This window comes from Bartonella sp. AP19HLJMH, assembly GCF_042196245.1.
Taxonomy (GTDB): Bacteria; Pseudomonadota; Alphaproteobacteria; order Rhizobiales; family Rhizobiaceae; genus Bartonella.
In genome coordinates this window covers 31299-55835 of sequence record NZ_JBHIPX010000003.1, presented here as the reverse complement: position 1 = coordinate 55835, position 24537 = coordinate 31299, and the positions used below count along the sequence as shown (strand labels likewise).

Genomic DNA, 24537 nt, shown 5'->3' with positions numbered 1-24537 from the left:
AGAAAAACAGTTAGAGGCTGTTGTTCTCATGCGCTAGAGAGAAGAGGCTATTGAAACATTGATGATGTGTTTTGTTTTAATACTGTGTCAATACGTGCTTTTAAAAGATGAATGAAAGAGTAAACTTTAAAAAGTAAGATCTGAACGAGATACCCTTTGAGAAAACGTTAGAAAACAGGAGATGTAAACTCTTTTTCCTAGAAGTAAAAGGAAGCTTTAATAGAGATCAAGTTGAGCCAATGCATTTGTTTGCCACAATGGAATATGAAGATTAAGAGCAATGGTGGGCTTTTGTACATTTGACGATAAAAGCTTTGGCTTTTCAAACAGAGGGTGAGAGATGGGCTGTCGTGGATCTCTTGTAAAAGCAAAGAGGGGGGGATAAGTGGAAAGAAAAGTGGGCAGGGTTGTTGGATGCGTTTTTATTTGAAACAATGGAAAGTGAAGAGGAAGCAGTGATGGGGTTTCGTACACTTGATGATGTTGATGTTTTGGGTAAACGTGTTCTGGTGCGCGTAGATTTTAATGTTCCTATGGCGCAAGGTAAGGTATGCGATGAGACGCGTCTTGTGCGACATAAAGAGACACTCGTTGAGCTACAAAAGCGTGGTGCTAAACTTATTCTGCTTTCTCATTGTGGTCGCCCCAAAGGAAAGGTAGAGCAAGAGTTTTCACTCCGTCCTGTTGTGCAAGTGCTGGAAAAGATCATTAATCAGCCGGTTGCTTTTGCTCCTGACTGTATCGGTTCGGCGGTGCAGGTTGCAGTTGAGTCATTACAAAATGGTGGTGTTTTACTGCTTGAAAATGTTCGTTTTTATGCTGGTGAAGAAAAGAATGATTGTTCTTTTGCAGAAGCTTTGGCTCATAATGGAGATCTCTATGTTAATGATGCTTTTTCAGTTTCTCATCGTGCCCATGCTTCGGTGGAGGGAATAACGCATTTGTTGCCTTCTTATGCAGGACGCTCTTTGCAAGGTGAATTGCAGGCATTAGAAAAAGGACTTGGCAATCCAGCACGTCCTGTGGTTGCCCTTGTGGGAGGAGCAAAGGTTTCTAGTAAGCTTTTTGTGCTCAATCATTTGGTGGAAAAAGTTGACTCCTTAATTATTGGTGGGGGGATGGCTAACAGTTTTTTAGCTGCGCAAGGTATCCATGTAGGGAAATCACTGTGTGAACATGCATTGATGGAAACGATAAAAAAAATTATTAAAAAAGCGCGAGAGTGTCACTGTACGCTTCTGCTCCCTCAGGATGCTGTTGTGGGATTTCGTTTTGAAAAAGATGCACCGCATCGTCTTTATGACATTGAAGATATTCCACAAGATGGCATGATATTGGATATTGGGACGCGCTCTATTGCGCATATCAATGCTGCGATAGATGAAGCTGCTACTCTTGTGTGGAATGGACCCCTTGGTGTTTTTGAGATGCCTCCCTTTGATAAGGGAACCATTGCCGTTGCACGCCATGCAGCAGAACGTAGTTTGACGGGAAAGTTGGTTTCAATTGCGGGAGGGGGCGATACGGTTTTTGCCCTTAATCATGCCGGTGTTGCCAATGATTTTACTTATCTTTCGACTGCTGGAGGAGCTTTTTTGGAATGGATGGAAGGTAAGGTTCTTCCTGGTATTCTTGCCCTTATGCAGGCTTAAAGGGCTTCTTTGAAGGGGAAGGTTAAAGAAAAACTATACGGTCGTGTAGAGTGTTTTGATAGTGTTGCGCATTTTTAGAAATTAAGACAAAATAAGAGGAATTTTTTATGAATGAACGGCTTGAAGATATTGCACTTGCTTTGGTGCATGCGGGTAAAGGTATTTTGGCGGCAGATGAAAGTACGGCGACCATTGGAAAGCGTTTTGAAAGCATTGGTGTTGAATCCAATGAAGATAAGCGCCGTGCTTATCGTGAAATGCTTTTTAGTACAAAAGAAGCGATGGAAAACGCCATCTCTGGGGTTATTTTATTTGATGAAACCATTCGGCAAAAAGCATCAACTGGGAAAATGTTGACGGATCTTATTCGGGATTCAGGCGCTTTGCCAGGGATTAAAGTTGATACCGGTGCAAAACCCTTGGCTGCTTTTCCCCAAGAGACAATTACCGAAGGGTTGGATGGTCTTCGTGAGCGGCTAAAAGATTATTATGCTTTGGGAGCACGTTTTGCTAAATGGCGTGCGGTAATTGCTATTGATGAATACACTTTGCCAACAAGAGGCGCCATAAGACAAAATGCACAAGCTCTTGCACGCTATGCTGCCTTATGTCAGGAGTTCAATATTGTGCCCATTGTTGAGCCGGAAGTGTTGATGGATGGATCATCGTGTGGGCATTCAATTACACGCTGCTTTGAGGTGACACGCACTGTTTTGCAGGCTGTCTTTAAAGAATTGTTTGAAGCTCGGGTTCTTTTGGAGGGGATGATTTTAAAGCCCAATATGGTGATTGATGGAAAGGATGCACGCAAGGCTTCTGTTGAAGAAGTTGCTGAAAAGACCGTCCAAGTGCTTAAACAAACTGTTCCTGCTGCTGTTCTAGGAATTGCTTTTCTTTCTGGAGGGCAGTCTGATCAGGAAGCAACGGCGCATTTATCTGCTATGAATTCTTTGGGCGTATTGCCTTGGAAATTGACCTTTTCCTATGGACGAGCACTGCAAGCAGCTGCCTTAAAAGCATGGGCGGGAAAAGATGAAAATATTGCTGTTGCACAGAAGGCCTTTCGTCATCGGGCTCGGATGAACCATCTTGCGGCTTTGGGACAATGGACAAAAGAACAAGAAAAAGTGTGCGATTGAAGCACAAGCCCTGTTCTTAAATGCGGAGAGATTTTGCATGTTTCTGCGTGATTTTTTGTGCCCTCATCATGATAAGAATGGCGGGGGCATTTTAGGCTTGAAAGCTTTCTCAGAGAGTTTTTTCCTTGGACCTTTTAAAAGTCTTTAATGGGTGCTATCGAGAGATAAGATTGCGGGAGAGGTGCAATTTCGAGAAGGGGAGACAATGCTAGGAAATTTGTGAATGCACAGCACTTTAGTATGGTGTCGTTCATGAGGTGGTACTTACTTTTTGCGTGAAAATCATAAAGCTCATACTGTATTGAAGAGTTTGATATTGTGATATTTTTTCTTTTTCATGTTATCATTACTTGTCATCGGCAGAATTCATTTGATTGCAGTTTCAAAGGTGGATTAAGCGGGTAGATTAGAAAGTTGCGATTTCTGAGCGGATTGGAATACAGCTTATGAAGCTTTTCTACGTCAGGATAGCTTCCTCTTCAATGGGGGTAGTTTTTCTATTAACGAGCGAATTGAATAACTCTTGCGAAAGAAAATAGATTTGCACCTCAATAAAACACCTATTTTTTCATTAAAATGGATAAATTTTTCTTGTATTTTTTGATGATATAATTAAAAGTGATTAACTTCATAGCATCTTGGCTTAAAACGGGGGGAATTGTGGACGGTATATCTTCTAAGAATAACAGTATATCTTCTAAGAATACAAGCATCAAAAGAAAAAATCGATACGCAGAACAGAGCTTTTCTGCAATTATGATGCGAAAATTGTGCAATATGGTGCGTGGGGTATTCGAAGGGATCTTTACAGTATTTACTTTCACAATTTTTCTTATCCTGTTCAGCATACGTGGACCGGTTCATGCCGTACTAAGCTTCTTTGCAGGTGCGAGTGGAATAACGTGCTTTTTCTTTTTTGTCGGATACTACTTACAACGCCGCGAAGCAACAGCAGATGAAGCCGGTATATCGCTCACATTACTTTTAGCAATTGGTGAAGGCATTTTTTCTATTTGCTCCCTGTATGCTGCGTGGGGTTACGACGCTCTCTTGTTCCGTTTAGCACCTCCTGGGTATGTTCTTATTCTCCCTGAATAAATAGAGTGCAATTCGTTTGCATACAAATAAAAATGAGAGGCTGTCTGCCTCTCAAATTCTTAATAATCGCTCTCCAAAATCATAACATCAAACCCGCGTTTAATGAATGGACTAACAAGCCTTGGGTCCTTAAGCCTCAAGGCAACCCTTTACAAGGGCGGTGCGCCTAACGGCATCCTTGACCTTAAGATACCCAAACGGCTTATGAACAAACTCTCTTATTAAGCCACATCATCTTTTATTCTTCTCATGCGGTTCTGAAATCATGATATAAGGGGCAAGCTTCTCATCGTGCCTAAATGGTAACTTATCGTGTGTTAAATGGAAAAATGAGAAAAAGCATCTTTATGCAATATAATCCAATTATGATTTTTTGATTTGAAGATAAAGGGTTTAAAGTTCTACAAGACTGATACGATAAAGGGGGGAAGTTGCCTATCTTAGAAACTAAGGCGTATTTTAGGTGCTCTTGATATAGCTATCTCACCAAATGGTTTTGAAGACTTATCCTTTTAGCTCTATTTATTAAAAGGTCATTTTGAGGGGGCTTGGCTAATGAATGTAAAGGAAAATTAGCATGTAATATTTCGCTTTTCTGGTATAGATGCTGAATGGGTTAATTATCGAGAGGATCACTGAAGAGGGAGCGCTAAAAAATGATGAAAATCCTCCGTACTTCGGTGAATTCGTGGTTGAAGATATAATCGTAGAACTTGGCTTATCTGTTCCTGAAACAGTTGAATGGTTTGAAATGGTTAGGGTGTCAGTTCTGCATATGCTTGGCTCGCTATACAAAAAAATTATGATTTAGTGCAAGCTTTTAAACATAAATACCCTAAAGATATATCTTCTTTGTATATGTTCTTATCATCGTTAATGTGCCTTCTTAAAGCATGATAGGGGGTGCTATAAAGTTGAGAGCTGTAAAATATATGGGGCTTGGAGGGGGTGAGAAGATGGTGTTCAATCGAAGTACTCTATCCTTATTTTTATGGGCTATGCCTGAAAGAGAGAGCTGGAGAGACAATTTATGAGCAAAGAGAACGGTGTTTTGAGGTTGCGGTGTCTGCAAGAGCAGAACAGTGATCGTGGTGATATTTACAAACAATAAATTTGATAAAATTTTACAATTTTGCCAAAAGCCGGTTTATTATAAAAGCTGTTGCTCATGTGCTCTCACAAAGTTATAAGAAGCCCAAAAGTGCTAAAAAAGTCTTTGCTCTTTTTCAATAATATGAATCTGCAAACAATATTCAAAAAGTGTTCGTGTGTTTGAAAGAGAATAAAAGGATATTCTTGCAATAGAGAGAAGCGTATTTGTGAATTACAATTTGTCATGATTTTCGGTAAACACTATTGTTTAGAGCGGTGAGAGAGGGCATGAAAAAATTTTCATATTCAGTTTTTTTAAAGAGTGTGGTCAGTCTTTAGGGTAGTGCTTGTGTCCCTAGAGCCTATCAAGTGAGCCGCATAAGGGTTTCGCAAGCGAGCACCATTATACTCTTTGCCAGCGTATACTCTTTTGTCAGCGCCCCAATGTTTTGACAGCCCTTAGAACGTAAAGGGGCAAGAGAGGTATTTTATTCCTTTCTTGTACCGTTTCACTTCACACGCCAACTCTGCTTGTGATGAGCAAGCCAAGAGATTTTGTTTGACTCACTATGAGGGTTTGACATGAGAAAATCCTATGGTATTCATGATCTTTCATGAAAAACAATGAATTGTCCTTATAAATCAACGTGACAGTGCTGTTATGAAGAGAACTCCTTGCACATCTTAATAGCCCATAGAGATTTAACTGGGTATTATTTTATATTCTGTACACAGAAGTGTCTTTATAAAAATACTCCATCTTGCGCAGAAAAAAGAACAGCCCGTTAAAAAAGAAAAACATCTCAATGCTTGCTTTTCTTTTTTCCATGAGAGATTTAAATTGATAAGCCTGTCTGAAAAAAGTGCTGTTTATGCCCTTAAAGATATTGCTCTTGTATCAAGATTACTTATTCGGGTGAAAATTGCAATTTTGCGAGGTAAGCATAAACGCCATTTTTTGCCACAAGTTCGGCATGGGTTCCTTCTTCCACAAGGGCGCCTTTATCCATAACAAGAATGCGATCTGCTTTTAAAATTGTTGCCAAACGATGTGCAATGACCAAGGTTGTGCGGTTTTGCATCAACCCTTCTAAGGCGTCTTGCACCAACTTTTCACTGTTTGCATCTAAAGCAGATGTTGCTTCATCAAGCAGCAACAGGGGTGCATTTCTTAAAATTGCCCGCGCAATACCAATGCGTTGTTTTTGTCCCCCAGAAAGCATGGTACCGCGTTCTCCTACTTGCGTATCCAAGCCATCTGGTAAAGCTTGAATAAATTCAAGTGCATTAGCCGTTTTAGCAGCAGCAAGGATTTCTTCTTCATGGGTATTTTCAGTTCCAAAAATAATATTATCACGCAATGTTCCATCAAAAATAGCAACATCTTGTGGAACATAGGAAATTGCACTGCGTAAATCTTGTAAAGAAAGGCGATTAATTTCTATGCCATCCAACCGAATTGTTCCATTTGTCGGATCATAAAAACGAAGGATCAAAGAAAAAATGCTGCTTTTTCCTGCTCCGGAAGCCCCAACAAAAGCAACCGTTTCGCCTGCTTTTACAGAAAATGAAAGCGAGCGTAAAACCTTCTCTTGTGGTCTAGAAGGATAGGTAAAATCAACCTGATCAAAAACAAGTTCACCTCGAACAGGTTGCTCTAATGATAAAGCATTTTTAGGAGCTACAATAGTAGGTTGTTCTTGTAACAATTCGGCAAGCCGTTCAGCAGCGCCTGCTGCTTGGATTAATTCTGCTCCCAGTTCCGATAATTGCGCAAAAGTAGAAGCTCCAAAAACCGCATAAAGGACAAATTGCCCTAATGTCCCTCCTGTCATCGTTCCATTCAAAACATCACGCGATCCAATCCATAAAACAGCAACCACACTGCTAAAAACCAAAAAAATTGCAAACCCCGTAAAAAAGGAGCGCAAGATTACAGAAGCACGTGCTGTTTGAAAAGCACGTTCTATCAATTGTGAAAAACGTATTGTAACGAGTTTTTCAGCGGTAAAAGCTTGCACAGTGCGAATAGCACTTACCTGCTCTGTAGCAACAGCATTGGCATCTGCGAGACGATCTTGCGCCGCGCGGGTACGAGAGCGAACTTTACGTCCAAAGACTACCAAGGGAATGGCCACAACAGGAATAGCAGCTAAAACCAACAAAGACAATTTAGCATTGGTGATCACCATCATCACGACGGCTCCGATCACGATAATCAGCTGACGCAATGCGGTAGAGGCGGTAGAGCCCACAGCTAATTTTATTTGTGTGGTATCTGTTAGAAGCCTTGAAACAATCTCTCCTGAATGTGATCGATCAAAAAAAGCAGGAGAAAGTTTCATAATATGGACAAACACATCACGCCGTAAATCGGCAACAATCCGTTCTCCTAAGGTGATAACACAGTAATAACGGGCTGCTGAAGCAAATGCGAGAAACAAGGCTAAGATAAACAAAATTCCAAAGTAAAAATTGATATGTCCATGGCTTGAAGTAGAAAACCCATGATCAAACATTTGGCGGATAGCCACAGGCAAAGCTAATGTGACAAGAGCAGCAACAGATAACGCTAGAAAAGCAAAGATAAACAACCAACGATAGCGCAAAATATAGGGAAAAAAAATTGCAAGCGAAGAGAATGAAGATTTCTTAGGGGAAGACTTTGTCGATTTTTCTGAACGAGAACGTAATGTCATAAAATTTTGCTCACTGTATTGGATTTGTAACACTTGATACAATGATGTATCTTGAACACTTGTTTTTTGATGCGTGCTCAGTTATAGAAATAAATACTTTAAATCAATGTATCAAAAAGACAAAGGAAGTGCACTTAAAAAAACAAATAAGTGCTATTTCATTCTATAAACGCAAAAGGTTCGACGCATGAAAGCGAATATTCACCCCAATTATCATAAAATTACCGTTGTTATGACGGATGGAACCCAATATACGACGCGCTCTACTTGGGGAAAAGAAGGCGATACTCTTAATCTAGATATTGATCCAAGAACGCATCCGGCATGGACAGGTGGCTCCCAAACACTCGTAGATCGTGGTGGTCGTCTTTCTAAATTCAAAAATCGTTTTGGTAATATTGGCATGTAAAAGCCTCCTTTTATGGGGTACAAAGGTTTTAAACAAATCGATTGCAAATGGATGGATTTTTTATCCTATCAAAGAGTGCACTTTAAATATTAATTCAAAAACGCATCCGACATAAACAGATGGGTCTTAAACACTTATAAATCATTGTGGTTGCGTTTTTTAAATTCAAAAATCATTTTGAAATATACGCATAAATCCTTTCTTCCCTAGAGTATAAAGACTTGAAATAAAATAATTGCAAACTTTTCTTCTTTTTTTGGAACTGAACATATCCATGGAGAGGAAGTATTTTCCGCTTCTAAAGCTGCCAATGCATTTGAATTTATTCAAGCTTTACCAGATGGCTTGGATACGCAAGTAGAAGAACGTGGTACTATGCTTTCTGGGGGGCAAAAACAACGCATTGGTATTGCACTGGCGATTTTAAGAAATGCAGCCCTCTTGTTGCAAGCCGGCACCGTCATTATATTTGCCAACTCGTGGATGTTGCTACAGCCCTTGGCACTTGAGATAATTTATTATAGGCATTTTAAGTTCTTTCTTAATAGTTTTTTATTCACGCGGGCTTTCCCCGCTTGGTACGTGCAAAAGGCATGGTTTTGGTTGGTTCACCATGAAACATGGTTTGAAATGAGAGAATCCTACGGTATTCGGGATTCTCATTCAACATACAAGACAATGAATTATTATTATAAATCAAAATGTTGCCACTTGATGAAGCAAGATTTGCTTTAGATGAAAACAGTGAAAAGTTGGTGCAAGATACCTTAGAAGGATTGATACAAAATCCTAAATCCTGGTCATTGCACATCGTTTGGCAACAATTTTAAAAGCTAATCGTATTCTCGTGATGGATAAAGGCGCTTTTGTGGAAGAAGGAACACACAACTCATTATAAAAAATAATGTTTATGCGCATTTGGCTCAACTGCAATTTTCATCTGAGTAAGTGATCTTGATACAAGAGCAGTATCTTTAAGGGCATAAACAGTATTCTTTTCAGACAGGCTTATCAATTTGAAACTCTCATGGAAAAAAGAAAGGCAAGCATTGAGGTGTTTTTCTTTTTTAACGGGCGGTTCTTTTTTTTTGCCTGAGATGAAGTATTTTTATAAAGACACTTCTGTGTACAGAATATAAAATAATACCCAGTTAAATCGCTATGGACTATTAAGATGAGCAAGGAGTTCTCTTCATAACAGCACTGTCACGTTGATTTATAATGATAACTCATTGTTTTTCATGAAAGATCTTACATGGAATTTCTCGTTTCAAATTTGGTTATGTTGCATTAATCAAAACCATTTCTCTTGCATGCTGCAAGCAGAGAGAGCTCGCGTGAAGTAAAAATACTTAAAGAAAGAATAAGTCTTCTTCATGAAGTGTCTCAAGTTTTAGGGGCTATCACAACGGGGGGCGCTGGCATAAGAGTATGATGGTGCTGGGCTACTTAAAGAAGAACTGCTAAATAGGCAGAGAGGCGCTTTTTATTGATGTTATAAAACAGTGCGAACAAAGCACGCAGTTTGTTTTGTTGTTTGGTTGAGTTAAGGTTTTTATTACTTTGAAAATCAATATTTCATGGATCATGCATTTTGAGGGCTTATAAGGCTTTTCTTTAAAGTACATAAATCATTAAAACAGCATTATTAAATACAAATTGTTTTATTTCACCAATAAAAACATCTATATTTTGTGTATTGTTTTTATTAAAATAGAATATGTAGTGATTTTCAAATCAGATATACACATAATGATGCAATATCGAGAAGTCGATAAAAGAGCTGCGTTAAATGTTGGTGAGGATAGAAGAAAGCAAGAATGAGTGATCACGATACTTTCATAGTTATAGTAGGAATAGTTATAATAGGGAGCATAATCTATAGTCTTTGGTTAGCAAATTATCAGAAAAAGCAATTAAATGAACAACTTGAACAGTTTGAAAAATTACTGCAGCTAAAAGATCGAGAGTGCGCGATATACCAAAATATTATTGCACAATGGGAACAAAGGCTTGTTAAAAAAACTCAAAAAATATCGCCAAAATGGATTAAACAATGGGATGAAGAAGCAAAGCATTGGGAAAGAGATTTACTGGAGATAAAAAATCCTGAACATTGGCTATCTTCTGAATCGAGCGGACAATGGCCTTTGATGGTAAAAGATATTTGTATGCAAGGATATGGAGAAGCGTGGTTTTTGTATGAAAAGGCGCTGACAAAAGAACTGACTGATGAACATATCAAAAAAATAAATGCGTTCATAATCACTTTTAAGGAAACTTATCTAAAAGCAGTGCGATTGATGAGAAAGAATAGGATCACTTTGCAAAAGTTTGTAGATCCTCTTACGAAAAAAAAACGATATAAACATACAATGTTGTCGCTTCATTGGTGTTTATATATGGTTGATGATATGATTATGGCTGAATATGAACAGCAACTACAAGACAAGGCTTCAGGATACTATGAAGAGTTAAAGTCTTTGGAAATTTATTATGAAGATATACCTAAATATACAGAATATGAAACGCTAGAAGAGATACTGTCTTGTTGGTATCTTAGTCTGCCTAGAGATGCTAAATTACTATGCATTCGTAAAAGAGAGCTTCTAGCATTATTGTATGATATTTCCAGTGCTTATAAAGCGGCAAGAAAAACTTTTATTTACTATAAGCAGCTTATTGATACGGTAAAAGAAGGATATATTGCCTTTGATAAGGATTGTCGTTACTCTACGGTTAGAAATGACATTGATGTTTGTAGAGAGAAAGATAAAGAAAAGAAAAAGGGGTTGCGTATTTCTAAAGAGACTCCAACATATGAAAAAGCCTATAAATTAGGAGTCATAGAATGGATGAAGTGGTCAAGTAAGAAATGTGATAATCAATGGATCTTTTGGAAAATGCTTGTCAAAATAGGAAATTCAAAAGAAAAATTAAAAATCATTTTCGGTGATGAAAAGGTAAATGCACTGGAAGAGGCTATCAAAAAAGATCAAGAACAGTTCGTGAGCGAATTTCAAGAAGCAATTCTCGAGAACAAAAATGTGCATTTTTATAAATCCCATGCCTATTTGATACATACTTTAGAATAATGCTGAAAAGAAGGAGAAGCTGATAACAATTGTATGAATCGGTGAATTTACTGAAACCTCTGTTATCACACGCGGTGGTGAAACATATTGATAAGCAGTGAGAGTAATGTAGAGCAGCTCTTACCAAAAAGGAGAGAGTGGGCTCTTCTAGAGTCAATATTTTTGCGCGCAGTGTAAGAATGATCTCTCAAGAGAAGTAGGAGAGGCTTTTGCCTCAGGTTCGATAATTGCTTTTTGGGGCGTTTGGTTATGATGGGATTTGTGTTTATTGCCTTTTGCAGCTTGTTTGCAGGGGAATTTGAATAACAGAAACGTCAATAAGGTAAGCTATTGGGGATTGCTTTTGTGGGGGGTATAGCAAGTACATTTTTTGTTCGTGGTGATGTTTTTTGTCACTATCTAATCAGTTATTTCCTATCGTTTTCTGTAAAGAAAATTAAAAACTCTTTCTTCATGTGTTTGTTTAAGGTTCTAAGGGTTTTGTAAAAAACTGTAAGAATTAAATGCTTTTTTGAAGTTTTTTTTATAGTTTGATGCGAATGTGTTCATTTCCGGCAATGATGTTTTTTTGCGGAATATATCGCTACCGCCTTCTTTATTAGTGACAAAAACACCGGCTTCGTGAAGCATCAGTATGCTGGTAGTTTTATCAAAAATGTGCAGGTTATCTTCCCAAAAGCCATCGGTTCTTCCAGCAGCCACATAAGCTAAATTCGAGAGCAGCAGCACCAAAACGGCGAAGTCCGGCAACTTCCGTCATTATATTGCGTAATTCAATAAGATAGGTTCCATGATTTGGTCGACCAAAATGAGGCATGCTTGTAGCAATGACACAATCTTCCAGTCTGCGTCGAGCAGAAACGCGACAGCGTCGGTTATTGAAAAAAGCACCATACCCGCGTTCTGCGGTGAAGAGTTCATCACTCACGGGATTGTAAATGACACCACCAACGATTTTTCCTTGGCTTTCTAAGGCAATGGAAACAGCAAAAAAAGGAATGCCATGGAGAAAATTTGTGGTGCCATCTCAAAGGGTCAACAATAAAACGGTGTTGTGAATCTTCTCCAATGATTTCTTCTGACTCTTCCATCAGATAACCAAATTTGGGGCGCGCTTTGCTTAATTCATTGAAAATAATTTTTTCCGCTTTGCGATCTGCTTGGCTGAGGTCATCTGCTAGATCTTTTCTGAGGTCTAAATGCCTTTTTTGAGGGTTTTTTCTAATTTTAGGCGAATGTGTTCATTGCCGGCAATGATATTTTTTTTGCGAAATATATTGTTGCCGCCTTCTTTATCGGTGACAAAACCACCGGCTTCACGAACCATCAGTATTCCAGCAGCCATATCCCAAATTTGCAGGTTATCTTCCCAAAAGCCATCGGTTCTTCCAGCAGCCACATAAGCTAAATCAAGAGCAGCAGCCCCAAAACGGCGAAGTCCGGCAACCTCTGCCATCACATTACGTAATTCAATAAGGTAGGTTCCATGATTTGGGCGACCAAAATGAGGCATTCCTGTGGCAATGACACAATCTTCTAGTCTGCGTCGAGCAGAAACGCGACAGCGGCGGTCATTGAAAAAAGCACCACACCCGCGTTCTGCGGTGAAGAGTTCATCATTCACGGGATTGTAAATGACACCACCAACGATTTTTCCTTGGCTTTCTAAGGCAATGGAAACAGCAAAAAAAGGAATGCCATGGAGAAAATTTGTGGTGCCATCTAAAGGGTCAACAATAAAACGGTGTTGTGAATCTTCTCCAATGATTTCTTCTGACTCTTCCATCAGAAAACCAAATTTGGGGCGCGCCTTGCTTAGTTCATTGAAAATAATTTTTTCCGCTTTGCGATCTGCTTGGCTGACATAATCTGCTGGTCCTTTCAAAGACACTTGCAAATTTTGCACTTCACCGTAATCACGTACCAACGAGCGTCCTGCTTTCATTGCAGCTTGCACCATGACATTCATGACTGCAGAATGGGCCATTTTTTATTCCTTTATTTATCTTTTTCATTTGCACGACGCAAATAAATCAACTCATTGGTGTCTACAATGATACGTTCACCAGCATTCATAAAGGGGGGAACAAGAATACGAATTCCGTTTTCAAGAATGGCGGGTTTATAAGAGGAGGTAACCGTTTGTCCTTTGATGGCAGGATCGGCTTCTGCAATCGTGACAGCAACTTGATCAGGAAGTGAGATGCCAATAGGCTTTTCTTGATAAAGTTCAACTGTGACAGTCATCCCATCTTGGAGAAAAGCAGCACGTTCACCAACAAAATCCTTTTGAAGTTCTAGTTGTTCATAAGATTCTGAATCCATAAAGACCAAAGCATCCCCTTGTTGATAAAGAAAGGTGAAATCTTTTTGTTCAAGGCGCACGCGTTCAACTGTCTCAGCAGCGCGAAATCGCTCATTAAGTTTTGTACCATCAATCAAATTTTTCATTTCAACTTGGTTAAATGCACCACCTTTTCCTGGTTTTACAGCGTTGCATTTAACAGCAACCCATAAGCTTCCTTGATGTTCGATCACATTACCAGGGCGAATTTCATTGCCATTAATTTTCATCGTTTCTATCCAATTCTATTCTTGCAAAAAGAACTCTCTTGTTGTCTTTATGGCGCTTTTCTTTGCTGCCTTTAACGGTCAAGCTCTTTTGTTATTTTCGGGCTAAAATCCCTTTGATTAACCTTGCTGCTCTCTCATGGTCCTGTGTGCTCTTTATGGGCTTTCTCCTGCTTTTTGCAAAGAGAAAAGCTTAAGTAAAAAAGGACCTTTATGTATTTTTGCTTTTCAGCTCTTTGCAAGACCATAAAAAGCGCTCAGACGCAAGCTTTTTAAAAATTTGCACAAAAATTTTTTAGAATTTTGGGGGAAATTTATCCCGTTGTGTCGTAAAATATCATCATTGATGGCAATGATATAATTGATGGTAATGATATAAGTTCCCTAAAACCATGAGGTGTTTTTAATTAAGAATATGTGAATACGGAGTTTATTATGAGTGTCTCATGGGATAGAGCGTGGTGTATGTTGTCACAGGGTGTTCGTTTGTATTCTTATCAGAGATCAGCTGTAAAAAGGCTTTTTTATCGAGGTTAGAACTCTAAATCTTTTGAGCAGCAGGTATTTTTCTGTACTTGATGCGATTTCATCATGAGAGTACGGGGGCAGTTGTTTTGTTAAGATATCAGCATAGAAAAAGACAAGTGGAGCATTTAGGATATCAGAAATTTCTTTTAAACGCCCTGCGCTGACACGATTTAAGCCGTTTTCATATTTCTGGATTTGTTGGAAAGTGGCACCTAAATGTTAACCTAAAGTTGTTTGAGACATTTTTAGCATTTTTCGTCTCAAACGAATTTTTTTGCCAATGAATTTGCCACTGAAAATGTCGTTATAAGGATTTTACCAAGACCCTAGAAAATGCTACACGGGATATAGAAAACTCTTCAGCTGCTTCAATCACAGATAGTCCAAGTTTTGCATTTACATCTTCGCGTAACAATTCACTAGGGTGTGGGGCATTTTCATTATTTTTAGTATTCTTCTTTTCTGGCTAAAAATGAGGGTTTTTATTGAGATGCAAATCTCTTTGCCTTTCGCAAGAGCTTTTAAGTCTTTACGTGTAAAATATAGAGTATGTTTACATTAAATAGCGGGTTCATCTGGGCTGAGTACTTATATGAGCACGTAGTTCTCCGTTCACACTATACTGAAAAAGAGACACTATAGTGCTACTATTTAATTTTATTCTATACCTCAAATTCACACCCATGTTTTGTTGCTTTTGAGGTTGATCTGTATAGATCACATTATATCCATTCCGTCGCAACAGATTGATAAATAAAGGAGTAAAGTTGTCTGCTGTATTATTTTTCTTTATAAGAAATGTGGTTGTAGCTGGTGGTAGAGGTCTCTTGATATCGCTAATAAATTTGTTAGCAACTAATTGTGCCTGACGCTTTGTAAGACTTTGATCAACATAATTTGATGAATAACTGCCTACAGATGCGCAACCAGCCACCAACACAACCGGTGACAGCAATAAATATTTTAACATCTTTAATTCCCCTTACTTATTGTTGCTCTTTATTTGCGAAGCTCCTCTTCCAGAAATAAGAGCAACTTTACTTATAGCACATTAACAACATATCGGTATCTAATCAATCGGTTAATTAATCAATGAATAATGGTTTCAGCTGTAAAGGCTGCTTGAAGTGCTTCTGGTGGCGTATATTTTAATAAACAGCTGCTTTTAGTGATTATGATAAAAAAGCAATTTTTTGCGGTTGCATGTTAAGATCATATCCTCGATCACTATTATAAAATGATGCGTTAGGTGCTGTTTCAGATCGACCAAAAAAATTTTCAAGCATTGCTTTTTGAGGGCTATCTTTTTTTTAATACGTATGAATGCTTATCCTGTTTGCTGTAAAATACTATCGTTTGAGGTGTGGTGTTTGTAAGGCATCAAATTTTGTACATGTGATGTTTTTATGAGAGTGTGTGGTGAATATTTGAGGGAGAGCTTGTCCGGATAATCTTGTGAAATGAACCACATAAAATGGGAAGCTAAAAGAGTTCTGTTCTGAGAAGACGGATTGTTTCCCAACTGGATAGGGAAGGGGCTTCTGTCCTTTGAGGGGTGGGAGGCAAGTCAAGAATAGAGAGTGTAGCGCCCTATATTATGATGTTAAAAGCTTTCATTTTGATCAGAGAGTAATTGTAAAATGGCTCTTTGTTTTATCGAGGTTAGAACTCTAAATCTTTTGAGCAGTAGGTATTCTTCTGTACTTGATGCGATTTCATCATGAGGGTATGGGAGCTGTTGTTTTGCTGAGGTGTCCGCATAGAAAAAGACAAGTGGAACATTTAAGATATCGGCAATTTCTTTTAAACGCCCTGCGCTGACACGATTTAAGCCGTTTTCATATTTCTGGATTTGTTGGAAAGTAACACCTAAATGTTGACCTAATGTTTTTTGAGACATTTTTAGCATTTTTCGTCTCAAACGAATTTTTTTGCCAACGAAAATGTCATTATCAAGATTTTTGGCTCGCATTTTAAAGCCCCCTCCGAGTGCGAGCGCCCTCGCATTGGTATTCCGGGAGTTAAAAACACTGAGTCCGAATCAGCATTTTGCTTTTAGTGCTTAAAGCACCTGGACATAGCAAAATCTCCCGGAATTCCGGGATACCCACAGAGTGGGTTCATTTTTATGTATCGGACCTTAGGGTTTTTAATCCCCGTTGATCGTTGCGTATACGATCAAAAATACCTTTAAATATGTAAAGTAATTTCGGAGGCTTGGCAATAAAAAATAGTTTTTTTATAAGAGACGGCGTGTTTTTCGTCCAAGCAAAAAGAATGAAAAAATAGAGCTTGCGGAATTTTCGGGATAGTCTAGCTCTTTTGCTTATTGGATATTGTTTGTTAAGCAAATGATACCAGTGCGTTTTCTTTACCAATGAAAATGTCATTATCAAGATTTTTGGCTCGCATTTTAAAGCCCCCGCCGGTTGCGAGCGCCCTCGCGTTGGTATTCCGGGAGCTTGAAAACACTGACCTCGAATCAGCCTTTTTGCTTTTAGTGCTTAAAGCACCTGGACAGAGCAAAATCTCCCGGAATTTCTATAAATTTTATCTTTTTGAAGCAGAGAGGAGTATTTTAAAAAACAGGAAGGAGCTTTATTGCTTCTTTGTGCGCTTTTTCTAGTTGTGTCTTGTCCATGCCTTGGAGCATTATTTCAAGATCAGGAGCTTGCATTTTTGCTTCCTTTGCGAGCATATACCATGCCGCTGCCATTATTATATCGCCTTTTGTTCCTGTGCCATCTCGATAAAGCCTTGCAAGGGAAATCTGTGCTGGTGCAATCATGTTGACGGCATTTCTGTGAAGTAAATGAAAAGCACGCTGAAAATCTGTTTCTCCTCCACGCCCCTGTACAAGCCATTGTGCTAAATGAAGTTGAGCTTTTAAGTGGTTGTTTTGAGCCGCTACCTCCATGAGCTTGCGGGCATTGCGATCATCTTTTGGTCGCTTTAACGTGCCTAAGGAAAGAATTTTTGCAGCAGAAAAAGCCGCTTCAGCATCGCCAAGAGCAGCACCTTTTAAGTACCATTTTAAGGCTTGCTCGATTGCTTCATTTTCACGACTTTGGGAAGAAACACCAGGGAGAGCTTGTTTTTCCTGTGAGGCTTTATAAAGAAGCAGTTGTCCATAATAAAAATAGGCTTCCTTGACGCCTGCATTGACAGCTTTTTGAATGAACTGTTCGCCAAGTTTTTGATTTTGTTTTATAAAGTGACCATCAAACAACATAAGTCCATAGCGTAGTTGTGCTTGGGGTTCTCCCTGTTTTGCGGCGCGTTCAAACCATAAAGCAGCACGCGCACCGTCAATAGGGACAGCACATCCCTCCATATAAATTCTGGCAAGAAGAGTTTGTGCAAAAGGATCATTTTTTTCAGCACGTCGGAGTGCTTCACGAAAAGCTTTTAAATAATAACCTTGGATGTAATAGTCATAGGCTTGATCATAGTCTCCAGCTTTTAAGGGCTGAAAGGGTTCTTGAGTGTTTGAAGCTTCTTGAATCGTATTGAAAGAGCTTTCAGAATTTGAGATTTCTTCAGTGTTTCCCGCTGAACTTACAGCAGAACTTGCAAGCCCAATCACGCCTAAGATAAGCAGCTTCACGCTTCTCTTGATCATGGTGTTTTCTCCTCATTACCAATCAGAATTTTCACATTTTTTTTTCATCATTACAAGCCGTATAAGAATCTCATTTCTATATTACTTTTTATCTCTCAGTTTTTCGTCTTGGTTCAAGGTAGGGTTGGGTAAGTTAAAAAAGTAGCATAAATGTCGACGAGAGACAGACTGTTTAAAACAGTTCTGTTAAAAATAATACAGTCCTGTTAAAAATAATAATGATGAGGGGTTATCGTATGTAAAGATGCTTATCTTCTATTATATCAATGGCTTATCCCCCTAAAATGAAAAAATGCTTACAATGGAGGTTGCTTTTTAAAATACGTATGAATGCTTATGAATAGCGCACGCTATCCGTGTGATGTTAGCTTGCATTCTCATCAGAGATCAGCTGTAAAAAGGCTTTCTTTTTTACCGTTGTTAGAACTCTAAATCTTTTGAGCAGCAGATATTCCTCTGTGCTCGATGCGATTTCATCATGGTGGTATGGGGGCTGTTGTTTTGTTAAGATATCCGCGTAAAAAAAGGAAAGTGGAACATCTAAGATATCAGAAATTTCCATTAAACGCCCTGCGCTGACACGATTTAAGCCGTTTTCATATTTTTGAATTTGTTGGAAGCTGACGCCTAAAGCGTGCCCTAAAGTTGTTTGAGACATTTTTAGCATTTTTCGTCTCAAACGAATTTTTTTGCCAATAAAAAGATCAATATTAAGATTTTGAGATTGCATTTTTCCCCGCCGGTTGCGAGCGCCCTCGCATGAGTATTCCGGGAGCTTGAAAACACTGAATCCGAGTCAGCCTTTTTGCTTTTAGTGCTTAAAGCACCTGGACATAGCAAAAACTCCCGGAATTCCGGGATACCCACAAAGTGGGTTCATTTTTACGCTCGGATCTAGGGTTTTCAAGGCCCCTTTTGGTCGTTGCGTATGCGACCAAAACATCTTTTAATTCATAAAGTAATTTTAGGAAATTTACAATAAAAATTAAAATAGTGTCTCTTAACGTGTCGTTTCTTAAAATGGAGGGGTGGCATGTTTTGCATTCAAGCAATAAAGCGTTCACAAAGGGGACTTTGAATAGCACACACTATCGCGTTATGTTAGCTTGTATTCTCATCAGAGATCAGCTGTAAAAAGGCTTTCTTTTTTACCGTTGTGAGAGTTCTAAATCTTTTGAGCAGCAGATATTCCTCTGTGCTCGATGCGATTTCATCATGATGATATGGGGGCTGTTGTTTTGTTAAGATATCCGCGTAAAAAAAGGAAAGTGGAACATTTAAAATATCAGAAATTTCCATTAAACGCCCTGCGCTGACACGATTTAAGCCTTTTTCATATTTCTGGATTTGTTGGAAAGTGACGCCTAGATGTTGACCTAATGTTTTTTGAGACATTTTTAGCATTTTTCGTCTCAAACGAATTTTTTTTGCCAATAAAAAGATCAATATTAAGATTTTGAGATTGCATTTTTCCCCGCCGGTCGCGAGCGCCCTCGCATGAGTATTCCGGGAGCTTGAAAGTACTGAAATCTAATCAGCTTTTTTTGCTTTTAGTGCTTAAAGCACCTGGACATAGCAAAAACTCCCGGAATTCCGGGATACCCACAAAGTGGGTTCATCTTTACGCTAGAACTTAGGGTTTTCAAGGCCCCTTTTGGTCGTTGCGTATGCGACCAAAACATCTTTTAATTCATAAAGTAATTTCAGGAAATTTACAATAAAAATAGTTTTTTACTTACAAAATTTGTTTTTTTATGAGAGGCTATCCGCTTCTTAAATCTCTCTGGAATGATTGTCAAAATCATGACATTAGCCTTCGTGTTTTTTGAGAGGGTTAAAAAGCCTTAAGTTTTAAGATCAAAAGAACTTTGGACGCTTAAAAGTTAAACATTTTCAATTCGCTAATATTGACAACATAGACAAGAGTAATTATCTCCAATATTCAGGAATAGAAAGGACATATATTATGAAGCCCACCCTTTCTCCGCTAATTTCAGAGTTCGAAACCGTTGAACAGGAAAGCAGCTACACTGCATGGCTGCGCGATAAGGTAGCGAGAAGTCTTGCAAATCCATATCATCCTATTCCGCATGATGAGGTTATGGCTGAAATGGAAGTTATAATCAGTCAGCTTGAAGCTGAACAGGACAAGTGATGCTTCCGGTTGTTTGGTTGTCTTCGGCACGTGACGATTTGCGTCAGATGTTACCTATATTGCTCGCGAAAATCCATCTGCTGCGCGCCGAATGAAAAGGTTTTTGGAAGCATCCGTACTGCCATTGGCTGAACATCCATATTTATACAGACAGAGTGAGAAGGTATTAGGATTACGAGAAATTGTAGCGCATCCAAATTACCTTATATTGTATCGAGTAGCTGCACATCAAATCGAAATTGTAGCTGTAGTACATGCCCGACGTGAATTTCCTATTTTTCTTTAATCTAATCAGAGGCTATCTGCCTCTTAAACTTTTCTGGAACAATTACCAAAATCATGACAACAGCCCCGCGTTTATCAAAGAGACTAAAATGATTTCTTCCACGGTAATGAATTGCGGTCTCTTCATTTAAATTTGCACAATCGCTTGCTGTTTGAAGAAGGGGGGTGATCGTTTCTCTGTGCTATAGGATGTGTGTGTCTGTGGAATGTGGTGGGGTGGCATGTGGTTTTGGGTGTGCGCTTTAAAAAATAAACATAAGCATTATTCAAATTTAACGTGATGCTGTAGCAAATTTTTTTGCATCTAAATTGTAGTCGGCTTCACATAGTCGATCAATAAGATCCGGAAGTGTTTCTTTTACGTGTTCATTAAAAGGAATGTATTTAAGCCCACCAAAATCTGAAGGGAGTTCAAGGTCTTGTTTTTTTAGAATAGCGACATTTTTGCGAGAAAGTGCAGCGGTTAACATGCCCATTTCGAAAATAACGTTTTGTCGTGCACGAAATTGTTCTTTTTTTTCTCTGTCAGATCTAGCATAGCCTATATCATCGGGAGTAAATAGTACAATACCAAATCCTATAGAATCTTTACAAGCTTCTTTTTCCAAAATTTCAATGAGGGTTAAACCATTACCACCAGTATTTTTTAAGATGTATGGTTCGAGACCAAGCCTGCGAAGAATAAGTTCAAGTTGCTCTAGAGCAATATGGTCATGGCCATGAACGATAAAGATTTTTTTATTTGAAGGATTGGAAGCAGTTTTTGAGGAAGGAATCGTTGATGTTTCTTCTAGATGCTTTGCTAAATCTTCTGTTAGCTTTTGTTTTATGTTTGCGCTGCCTTGAACTTGAAGTTTTCCTGTGCTTTTAAACCAATTAGTAGTGCCTCCTTCGGAGGTTTTGATCTGATATCCTTCAGGGGATGGATGTGATAGAGGTTTAGTTTCTTTGATTTGATATCCAGCTTTGCGAATTATGTTTTTAAGATCTTCAAGTGTTCCGCTATATTGCATTTTTATGTCCCCTGCATATTTGTATCGTCAGCTATTGGTATTCAGTACCAATATTGAAAATGACCATTTTCCCCAATCACAATGCTTTGTCTTTATAAGACATTGAACGAGAAAGTTTCTATGATCCTTTTTTCTATATATTATATGAAAAAAGACGCTAGTTTTTTTATCAATTTGATTGAATTATTAAGCAATTTTATTGAGTTTCGAGGTATTCTCTTTATCTGTTATTGTGTGTTCTATATAAGTAATATAGTGGTGAGTATTTGGATTTTTATTAACACTTTATTTATAAATTCTCCTCCTATATTACAAGGGGGTTTTCTCACATTTTTCTTGCATTGTTTTAAGCAGTATTAAGGGGTTGTCGTTCCCCAAAATGACTTCTTCTACAGCAATGAATTCACATCCAGTCTTTAAGGCTTCATCAAAGGTCGAAAAATCGCTTCCTGCTTGGATAATGGCGGGGGTTTGCATAATTTCTGCCCACCATGTTGCTAACTGGAGATTGCGGGGGTGCGCTTGGGGTTTTTTATCAGCCCCGAGTTTTCCAAAGAACAGGTAATCAACACCTGTTTCCGCTGCAAGCATAGCACTATGGCGATTGCGTAGATTGCCAAAGCCTATGATTTTTTGTTCCTTTTGCTGATTTTTGAAGCTTTCAAGAGCGTTAAGATCATCTTCTATGTGTAATCCATCAGCCTTTATGCGCCCAGCAATGCGGCTGTCATCAGCGATGAGAAGGGCTGCGTCATGATGTTGAATATCTTCTGCGTAAGTTTGCGCTTGTTGTTGTAAAAAAGAGCCATCATCTTTCAACCTTTCAGAATCATAGAGGATGACGCATGCAAAAGACTTTGTTTGCAAAATTTGCTGCAAAAATGTTTTTGGGGTGTTGCGCCGAACATCAAGTGTTAAAATCAACTGAGGGAAAAGAGGTGGATCAATTGGTTTATTTTTTTGTTCTGTCATGTCAAATCCCTGTTTCTTAGAAAAAATAACGCTTAAAAATTAAAGTTTCATTCTATTATGCTTATTTGCGATGAAAGTGACTACCATTTTCACGTAATTTAAAGGATTTGTGGGTGTGTGGGAGCCTGCTTATGAGAAATGAAAGTGTTTTTAAGCATAATATGTTGCCTTTTTACTGTGATACACGTATGGACGCTTTTCGTTCTTTTGCCTTTAAAAAACTTTTGCCTTTTAAAAAATAAACGCTTAAAATGAAACTTGACACTTAAAAATTAAAATTTCATCCTGTTCATGCTTGTTGGCAATAAGGGTAAGCACCATTTTTATGGGACTTCAAGGGGGGTGTGACGTGTGGGAGTCCACTGATGAAATACCAAGGTATTCGTGAGCATAATACTCAACCTTTTCGCCGTGATACACGTATTGATGTTTTTCGTTCTTTAGCCTTATTGACGATTTTCATCAACCATATTCCCAGAACGATCTATGAGTCTTTTACTCATAGAAATTTCGGTTTTTCTGATTGTGCAGAAGTGTTTGTTTTGCTTTCAGGGATTGCTCTTGGGTTAAGCTTTCATGGACGGTTACAGCAAAAATCCTTTGCTTTTATTATCCGAAAACTTTGGTACAGAGCTCTGCAGCTCTATGGTGCATATCTTTCTACTACTTTTGTCACGTTAAGTCTTTTTTTTGCTGCCTTTTTATTATGGAAAACAGAAAAACTTTTATCGATGAACAATGTGGGACTCTTTTTTAAAGAGCCTAGTATCGCATTTTTGAGTACCTTAAGCTTTGGGCATCAATTGGGATATAATAATATTCTTCCTCTTTATATCGTTTTGATGTTTTTTGCGCCTTTTATCCTTTATTTGAGTTGTAAGCAGACAAAATGGCTGCTTTTGGGCTCCTTTACACTGTATCTTATCTGCGGATTTTATAAAATTGCTCCTCCTTCTTATCCTTTAAAGGGAAAGTGGTTTTTAAATCCTTTGTCTTGGCAATTCTTATTTGTCATAGGATTGACCAGTACTTTAGCGCTTAAACAAGGAAAAAAAATCGCTTTTCAGTCTTTTTGGATTGTTTGTGCGGCAGCGTATCTCTTGTTGGCGCTGTTATGGGTTCGCTTAAACTGGTGGGGCATTTTGGGGTGGCTTGGCTGGTCTTCCCCATTGGTGAACTTTAATAAAACCTTTTTAAGCTTGCCACGTTTACTCCATGTTCTTGCATTAGCCTTTCTCATTCTTTCTTTGCCGCGCATCAATAAATGGTTTTATGTCTCTCAGAAACATCCTTTAGCAATTTTAGGAAAACATAGTTTACCGGTCTTTGTAACGGGAACCATTTTTGCGATGTTTGGACAAATTATAAAAACAGTGATGACAGAAACGTTTTTTTCCGATACCCTCTTAATAATAACGGGTATTGCTTTGCAATTTGGAGTCGCTTATTATTGTGAAAAACGGCAATCTTGGCAGTGGTCGTTTTCAAGGAAAATGATCCGTTTATAAAAAATATTCCTGTAGTGTTTGTTGGGCACGTTAACCTTAGTATAAAAAGTGCGTTGCGCAAAAAAATTAAAAGAGGTAGCAGTTTTAAAAAAAAGCGTTCTATACAGCAACAAAAGAAACTTTTTAATACTCTATTCGTTAAGGGGTGTGATTTTGTGCTGATACTTGGAGTATAAAAGCGTGAGTGTACATAAACGTCCATATGATGAACCTATTATCATGATTGAGCATAATGCTTTTGAAAATGCTTTTAATCGTCTCTATGAAGAAACAATGGCGCTGATTGAAGAAACCGCAGCGTATATTGACTCAGAAGGGAAATTAGTGGCACGCTCTCTTTCGGCAGAGGTTTCTGCAGTCTATGCGAAAGAGGCTATGTATTTAAGTACACGACTTATGCAAATCGCTTCTCAACTCCTTCTTCTTCGCGCAGAGCGTGAAGGGGAAATGTCATCAGAACAAATAAAAAAAGAAATTGTAAAAGTGTCACTTCATACACCGACATTGGAACTTGAAACCCCTCATTGGCATGAATTGCCAGAAGTTTTTCGCCAATTTGTTTCTCATTCATTGCGTTTAGAAGCGCGGATAACCTATATGCGTGCTGGGTGGGAAACTGCGGCCTCCTGTGCTCTAGAAGATGATAATCCAGTGGGAAAACAAATCGAATTGCTCAAAACAGCCTTTGGGCGTTCTTAG

The 24537-nt window shown here is 38.5% G+C and carries 20 protein-coding genes and 4 pseudogenes; 12 read left to right on the top strand and 12 right to left on the bottom strand.

The features are described 5' to 3' along the window. The first annotated feature begins 458 nt into the window (after positions 1-458). The 4 genes from ACFINR_RS02810 (at position 459) to ACFINR_RS02795 (ending at position 4700) form a co-directional block, all read left to right on the top strand. Entirely contained in the window at positions 459-1652 is a 1194-nt protein-coding gene (locus tag ACFINR_RS02810) for a phosphoglycerate kinase (RefSeq protein ID WP_375632092.1), read from the top strand. A gap of 107 nt (positions 1653-1759) precedes the next feature. Next, positions 1760-2791, top strand: a complete 1032-nt coding sequence (locus ACFINR_RS02805) for a class I fructose-bisphosphate aldolase (RefSeq protein ID WP_375652456.1) — start codon at positions 1760-1762, stop codon at positions 2789-2791. Positions 2792-3547: 756 nt separating this feature from the next. After that, entirely contained in the window at positions 3548-3889 is a 342-nt protein-coding gene (locus ACFINR_RS02800; protein ID WP_273790485.1) for a hypothetical protein, read from the top strand. A 688-nt stretch (positions 3890-4577) separates the two neighbouring features. After that, complete coding sequence (locus ACFINR_RS02795) at positions 4578-4700, top strand: hypothetical protein (protein ID WP_375628678.1); 123 nt, start codon at positions 4578-4580, stop codon at positions 4698-4700. Positions 4701-5889: 1189 nt separating this feature from the next. Here ACFINR_RS02795 and ACFINR_RS02790 read toward each other — a convergent pair. Continuing rightward, positions 5890-7680, bottom strand: coding sequence for an ABC transporter transmembrane domain-containing protein (locus ACFINR_RS02790; protein ID WP_375652455.1), 1791 nt, complete (start codon positions 7678-7680; stop codon positions 5890-5892). A gap of 187 nt (positions 7681-7867) precedes the next feature. On the opposite strand from ACFINR_RS02790, the gene rpmE reads away from it, so the two are divergent. From rpmE to ACFINR_RS02770, 4 genes and pseudogenes are all read left to right on the top strand, one after another. Beyond that, entirely contained in the window at positions 7868-8089 is a 222-nt protein-coding gene (gene rpmE, locus ACFINR_RS02785; RefSeq protein WP_005774581.1) for a 50S ribosomal protein L31, read from the top strand. Positions 8090-8344: 255 nt separating this feature from the next. Continuing rightward, positions 8345-8536, top strand: a pseudogene (locus ACFINR_RS02780) (ATP-binding cassette domain-containing protein); the annotation flags it as partial. 254 nt (positions 8537-8790) lie between these two features. Continuing rightward, positions 8791-9037 (top strand): annotated as a pseudogene (locus tag ACFINR_RS02775) (ABC transporter); the annotation flags it as partial. Positions 9038-9909: 872 nt separating this feature from the next. After that, complete coding sequence (locus tag ACFINR_RS02770) at positions 9910-11184, top strand: hypothetical protein (protein ID WP_375613195.1); 1275 nt, start codon at positions 9910-9912, stop codon at positions 11182-11184. A gap of 506 nt (positions 11185-11690) precedes the next feature. On the opposite strand, the pseudogene ACFINR_RS02765 reads toward ACFINR_RS02770, so the two are convergent. The 9 genes and pseudogenes from ACFINR_RS02765 to ACFINR_RS02725 form a co-directional block, all read right to left on the bottom strand. After that, positions 11691-12371, bottom strand: a pseudogene (locus tag ACFINR_RS02765) (inositol monophosphatase family protein); the annotation flags it as partial. 8 nt (positions 12372-12379) lie between these two features. Then, positions 12380-13171: an inositol monophosphatase family protein gene (locus ACFINR_RS02760; protein WP_375620999.1), complete on the bottom strand. Its 792-nt coding sequence runs from the start codon at positions 13169-13171 to the stop codon at positions 12380-12382. Positions 13172-13182: 11 nt separating this feature from the next. Beyond that, entirely contained in the window at positions 13183-13758 is a 576-nt protein-coding gene (gene efp, locus ACFINR_RS02755) for an elongation factor P (RefSeq protein WP_015856958.1), read from the bottom strand. Between the two features lie 430 nt (positions 13759-14188). Next, positions 14189-14583 (bottom strand): annotated as a pseudogene (locus ACFINR_RS02750) (helix-turn-helix domain-containing protein). 271 nt (positions 14584-14854) lie between these two features. Continuing rightward, positions 14855-15253 (bottom strand): hypothetical protein, encoded by a 399-nt coding sequence (locus tag ACFINR_RS02745; RefSeq protein WP_375613197.1) that lies wholly within the window; start codon positions 15251-15253, stop codon positions 14855-14857. Positions 15254-15886: 633 nt separating this feature from the next. Further along, complete coding sequence (locus tag ACFINR_RS02740; RefSeq protein WP_375629713.1) at positions 15887-16255, bottom strand: helix-turn-helix domain-containing protein; 369 nt, start codon at positions 16253-16255, stop codon at positions 15887-15889. Positions 16256-16861: 606 nt separating this feature from the next. After that, complete coding sequence (locus tag ACFINR_RS02735; RefSeq protein WP_375632052.1) at positions 16862-17905, bottom strand: tetratricopeptide repeat protein; 1044 nt, start codon at positions 17903-17905, stop codon at positions 16862-16864. Positions 17906-18269: 364 nt separating this feature from the next. Further along, positions 18270-18635, bottom strand: a complete 366-nt coding sequence (locus ACFINR_RS02730) for a helix-turn-helix domain-containing protein (RefSeq protein WP_375652454.1) — start codon at positions 18633-18635, stop codon at positions 18270-18272. 371 nt (positions 18636-19006) lie between these two features. Beyond that, positions 19007-19300, bottom strand: a complete 294-nt coding sequence (locus ACFINR_RS02725; protein WP_375652453.1) for a helix-turn-helix domain-containing protein — start codon at positions 19298-19300, stop codon at positions 19007-19009. A 571-nt stretch (positions 19301-19871) separates the two neighbouring features. Here ACFINR_RS02725 and ACFINR_RS02720 point away from each other — a divergent pair. Both ACFINR_RS02720 and ACFINR_RS02715 read left to right on the top strand, forming a co-directional pair. Continuing rightward, positions 19872-20060, top strand: a complete 189-nt coding sequence (locus tag ACFINR_RS02720) for an antitoxin (RefSeq protein ID WP_375652452.1) — start codon at positions 19872-19874, stop codon at positions 20058-20060. 58 nt (positions 20061-20118) lie between these two features. Continuing rightward, positions 20119-20346, top strand: a complete 228-nt coding sequence (locus tag ACFINR_RS02715; RefSeq protein ID WP_375652484.1) for a type II toxin-antitoxin system RelE/ParE family toxin — start codon at positions 20119-20121, stop codon at positions 20344-20346. 271 nt (positions 20347-20617) lie between these two features. Here the strand turns inward: ACFINR_RS02715 and ACFINR_RS02710 are convergent, their stop codons facing one another. Beyond that, a complete protein-coding gene (locus tag ACFINR_RS02710; RefSeq protein WP_375652451.1) occupies positions 20618-21358 on the bottom strand; it encodes a TIR domain-containing protein in 741 nt (246 codons plus the stop codon). A gap of 309 nt (positions 21359-21667) precedes the next feature. After that, on the bottom strand, positions 21668-22330 hold the full coding sequence (locus ACFINR_RS02705; RefSeq protein ID WP_375652449.1) for a thiamine phosphate synthase: 663 nt from the start codon (positions 22328-22330) through the stop codon (positions 21668-21670). A 365-nt stretch (positions 22331-22695) separates the two neighbouring features. Between ACFINR_RS02705 and ACFINR_RS02700 the strand changes: the two genes are divergently transcribed. Then, a complete protein-coding gene (locus ACFINR_RS02700; RefSeq protein ID WP_375652446.1) occupies positions 22696-23838 on the top strand; it encodes an OpgC family protein in 1143 nt (380 codons plus the stop codon). Positions 23839-24018: 180 nt separating this feature from the next. Then, positions 24019-24537 carry a DUF1465 family protein gene (locus ACFINR_RS02695; RefSeq protein WP_375652444.1) on the top strand — a complete coding sequence of 173 codons (519 nt, stop codon included), beginning with the start codon at positions 24019-24021 and terminating at the stop codon, positions 24535-24537.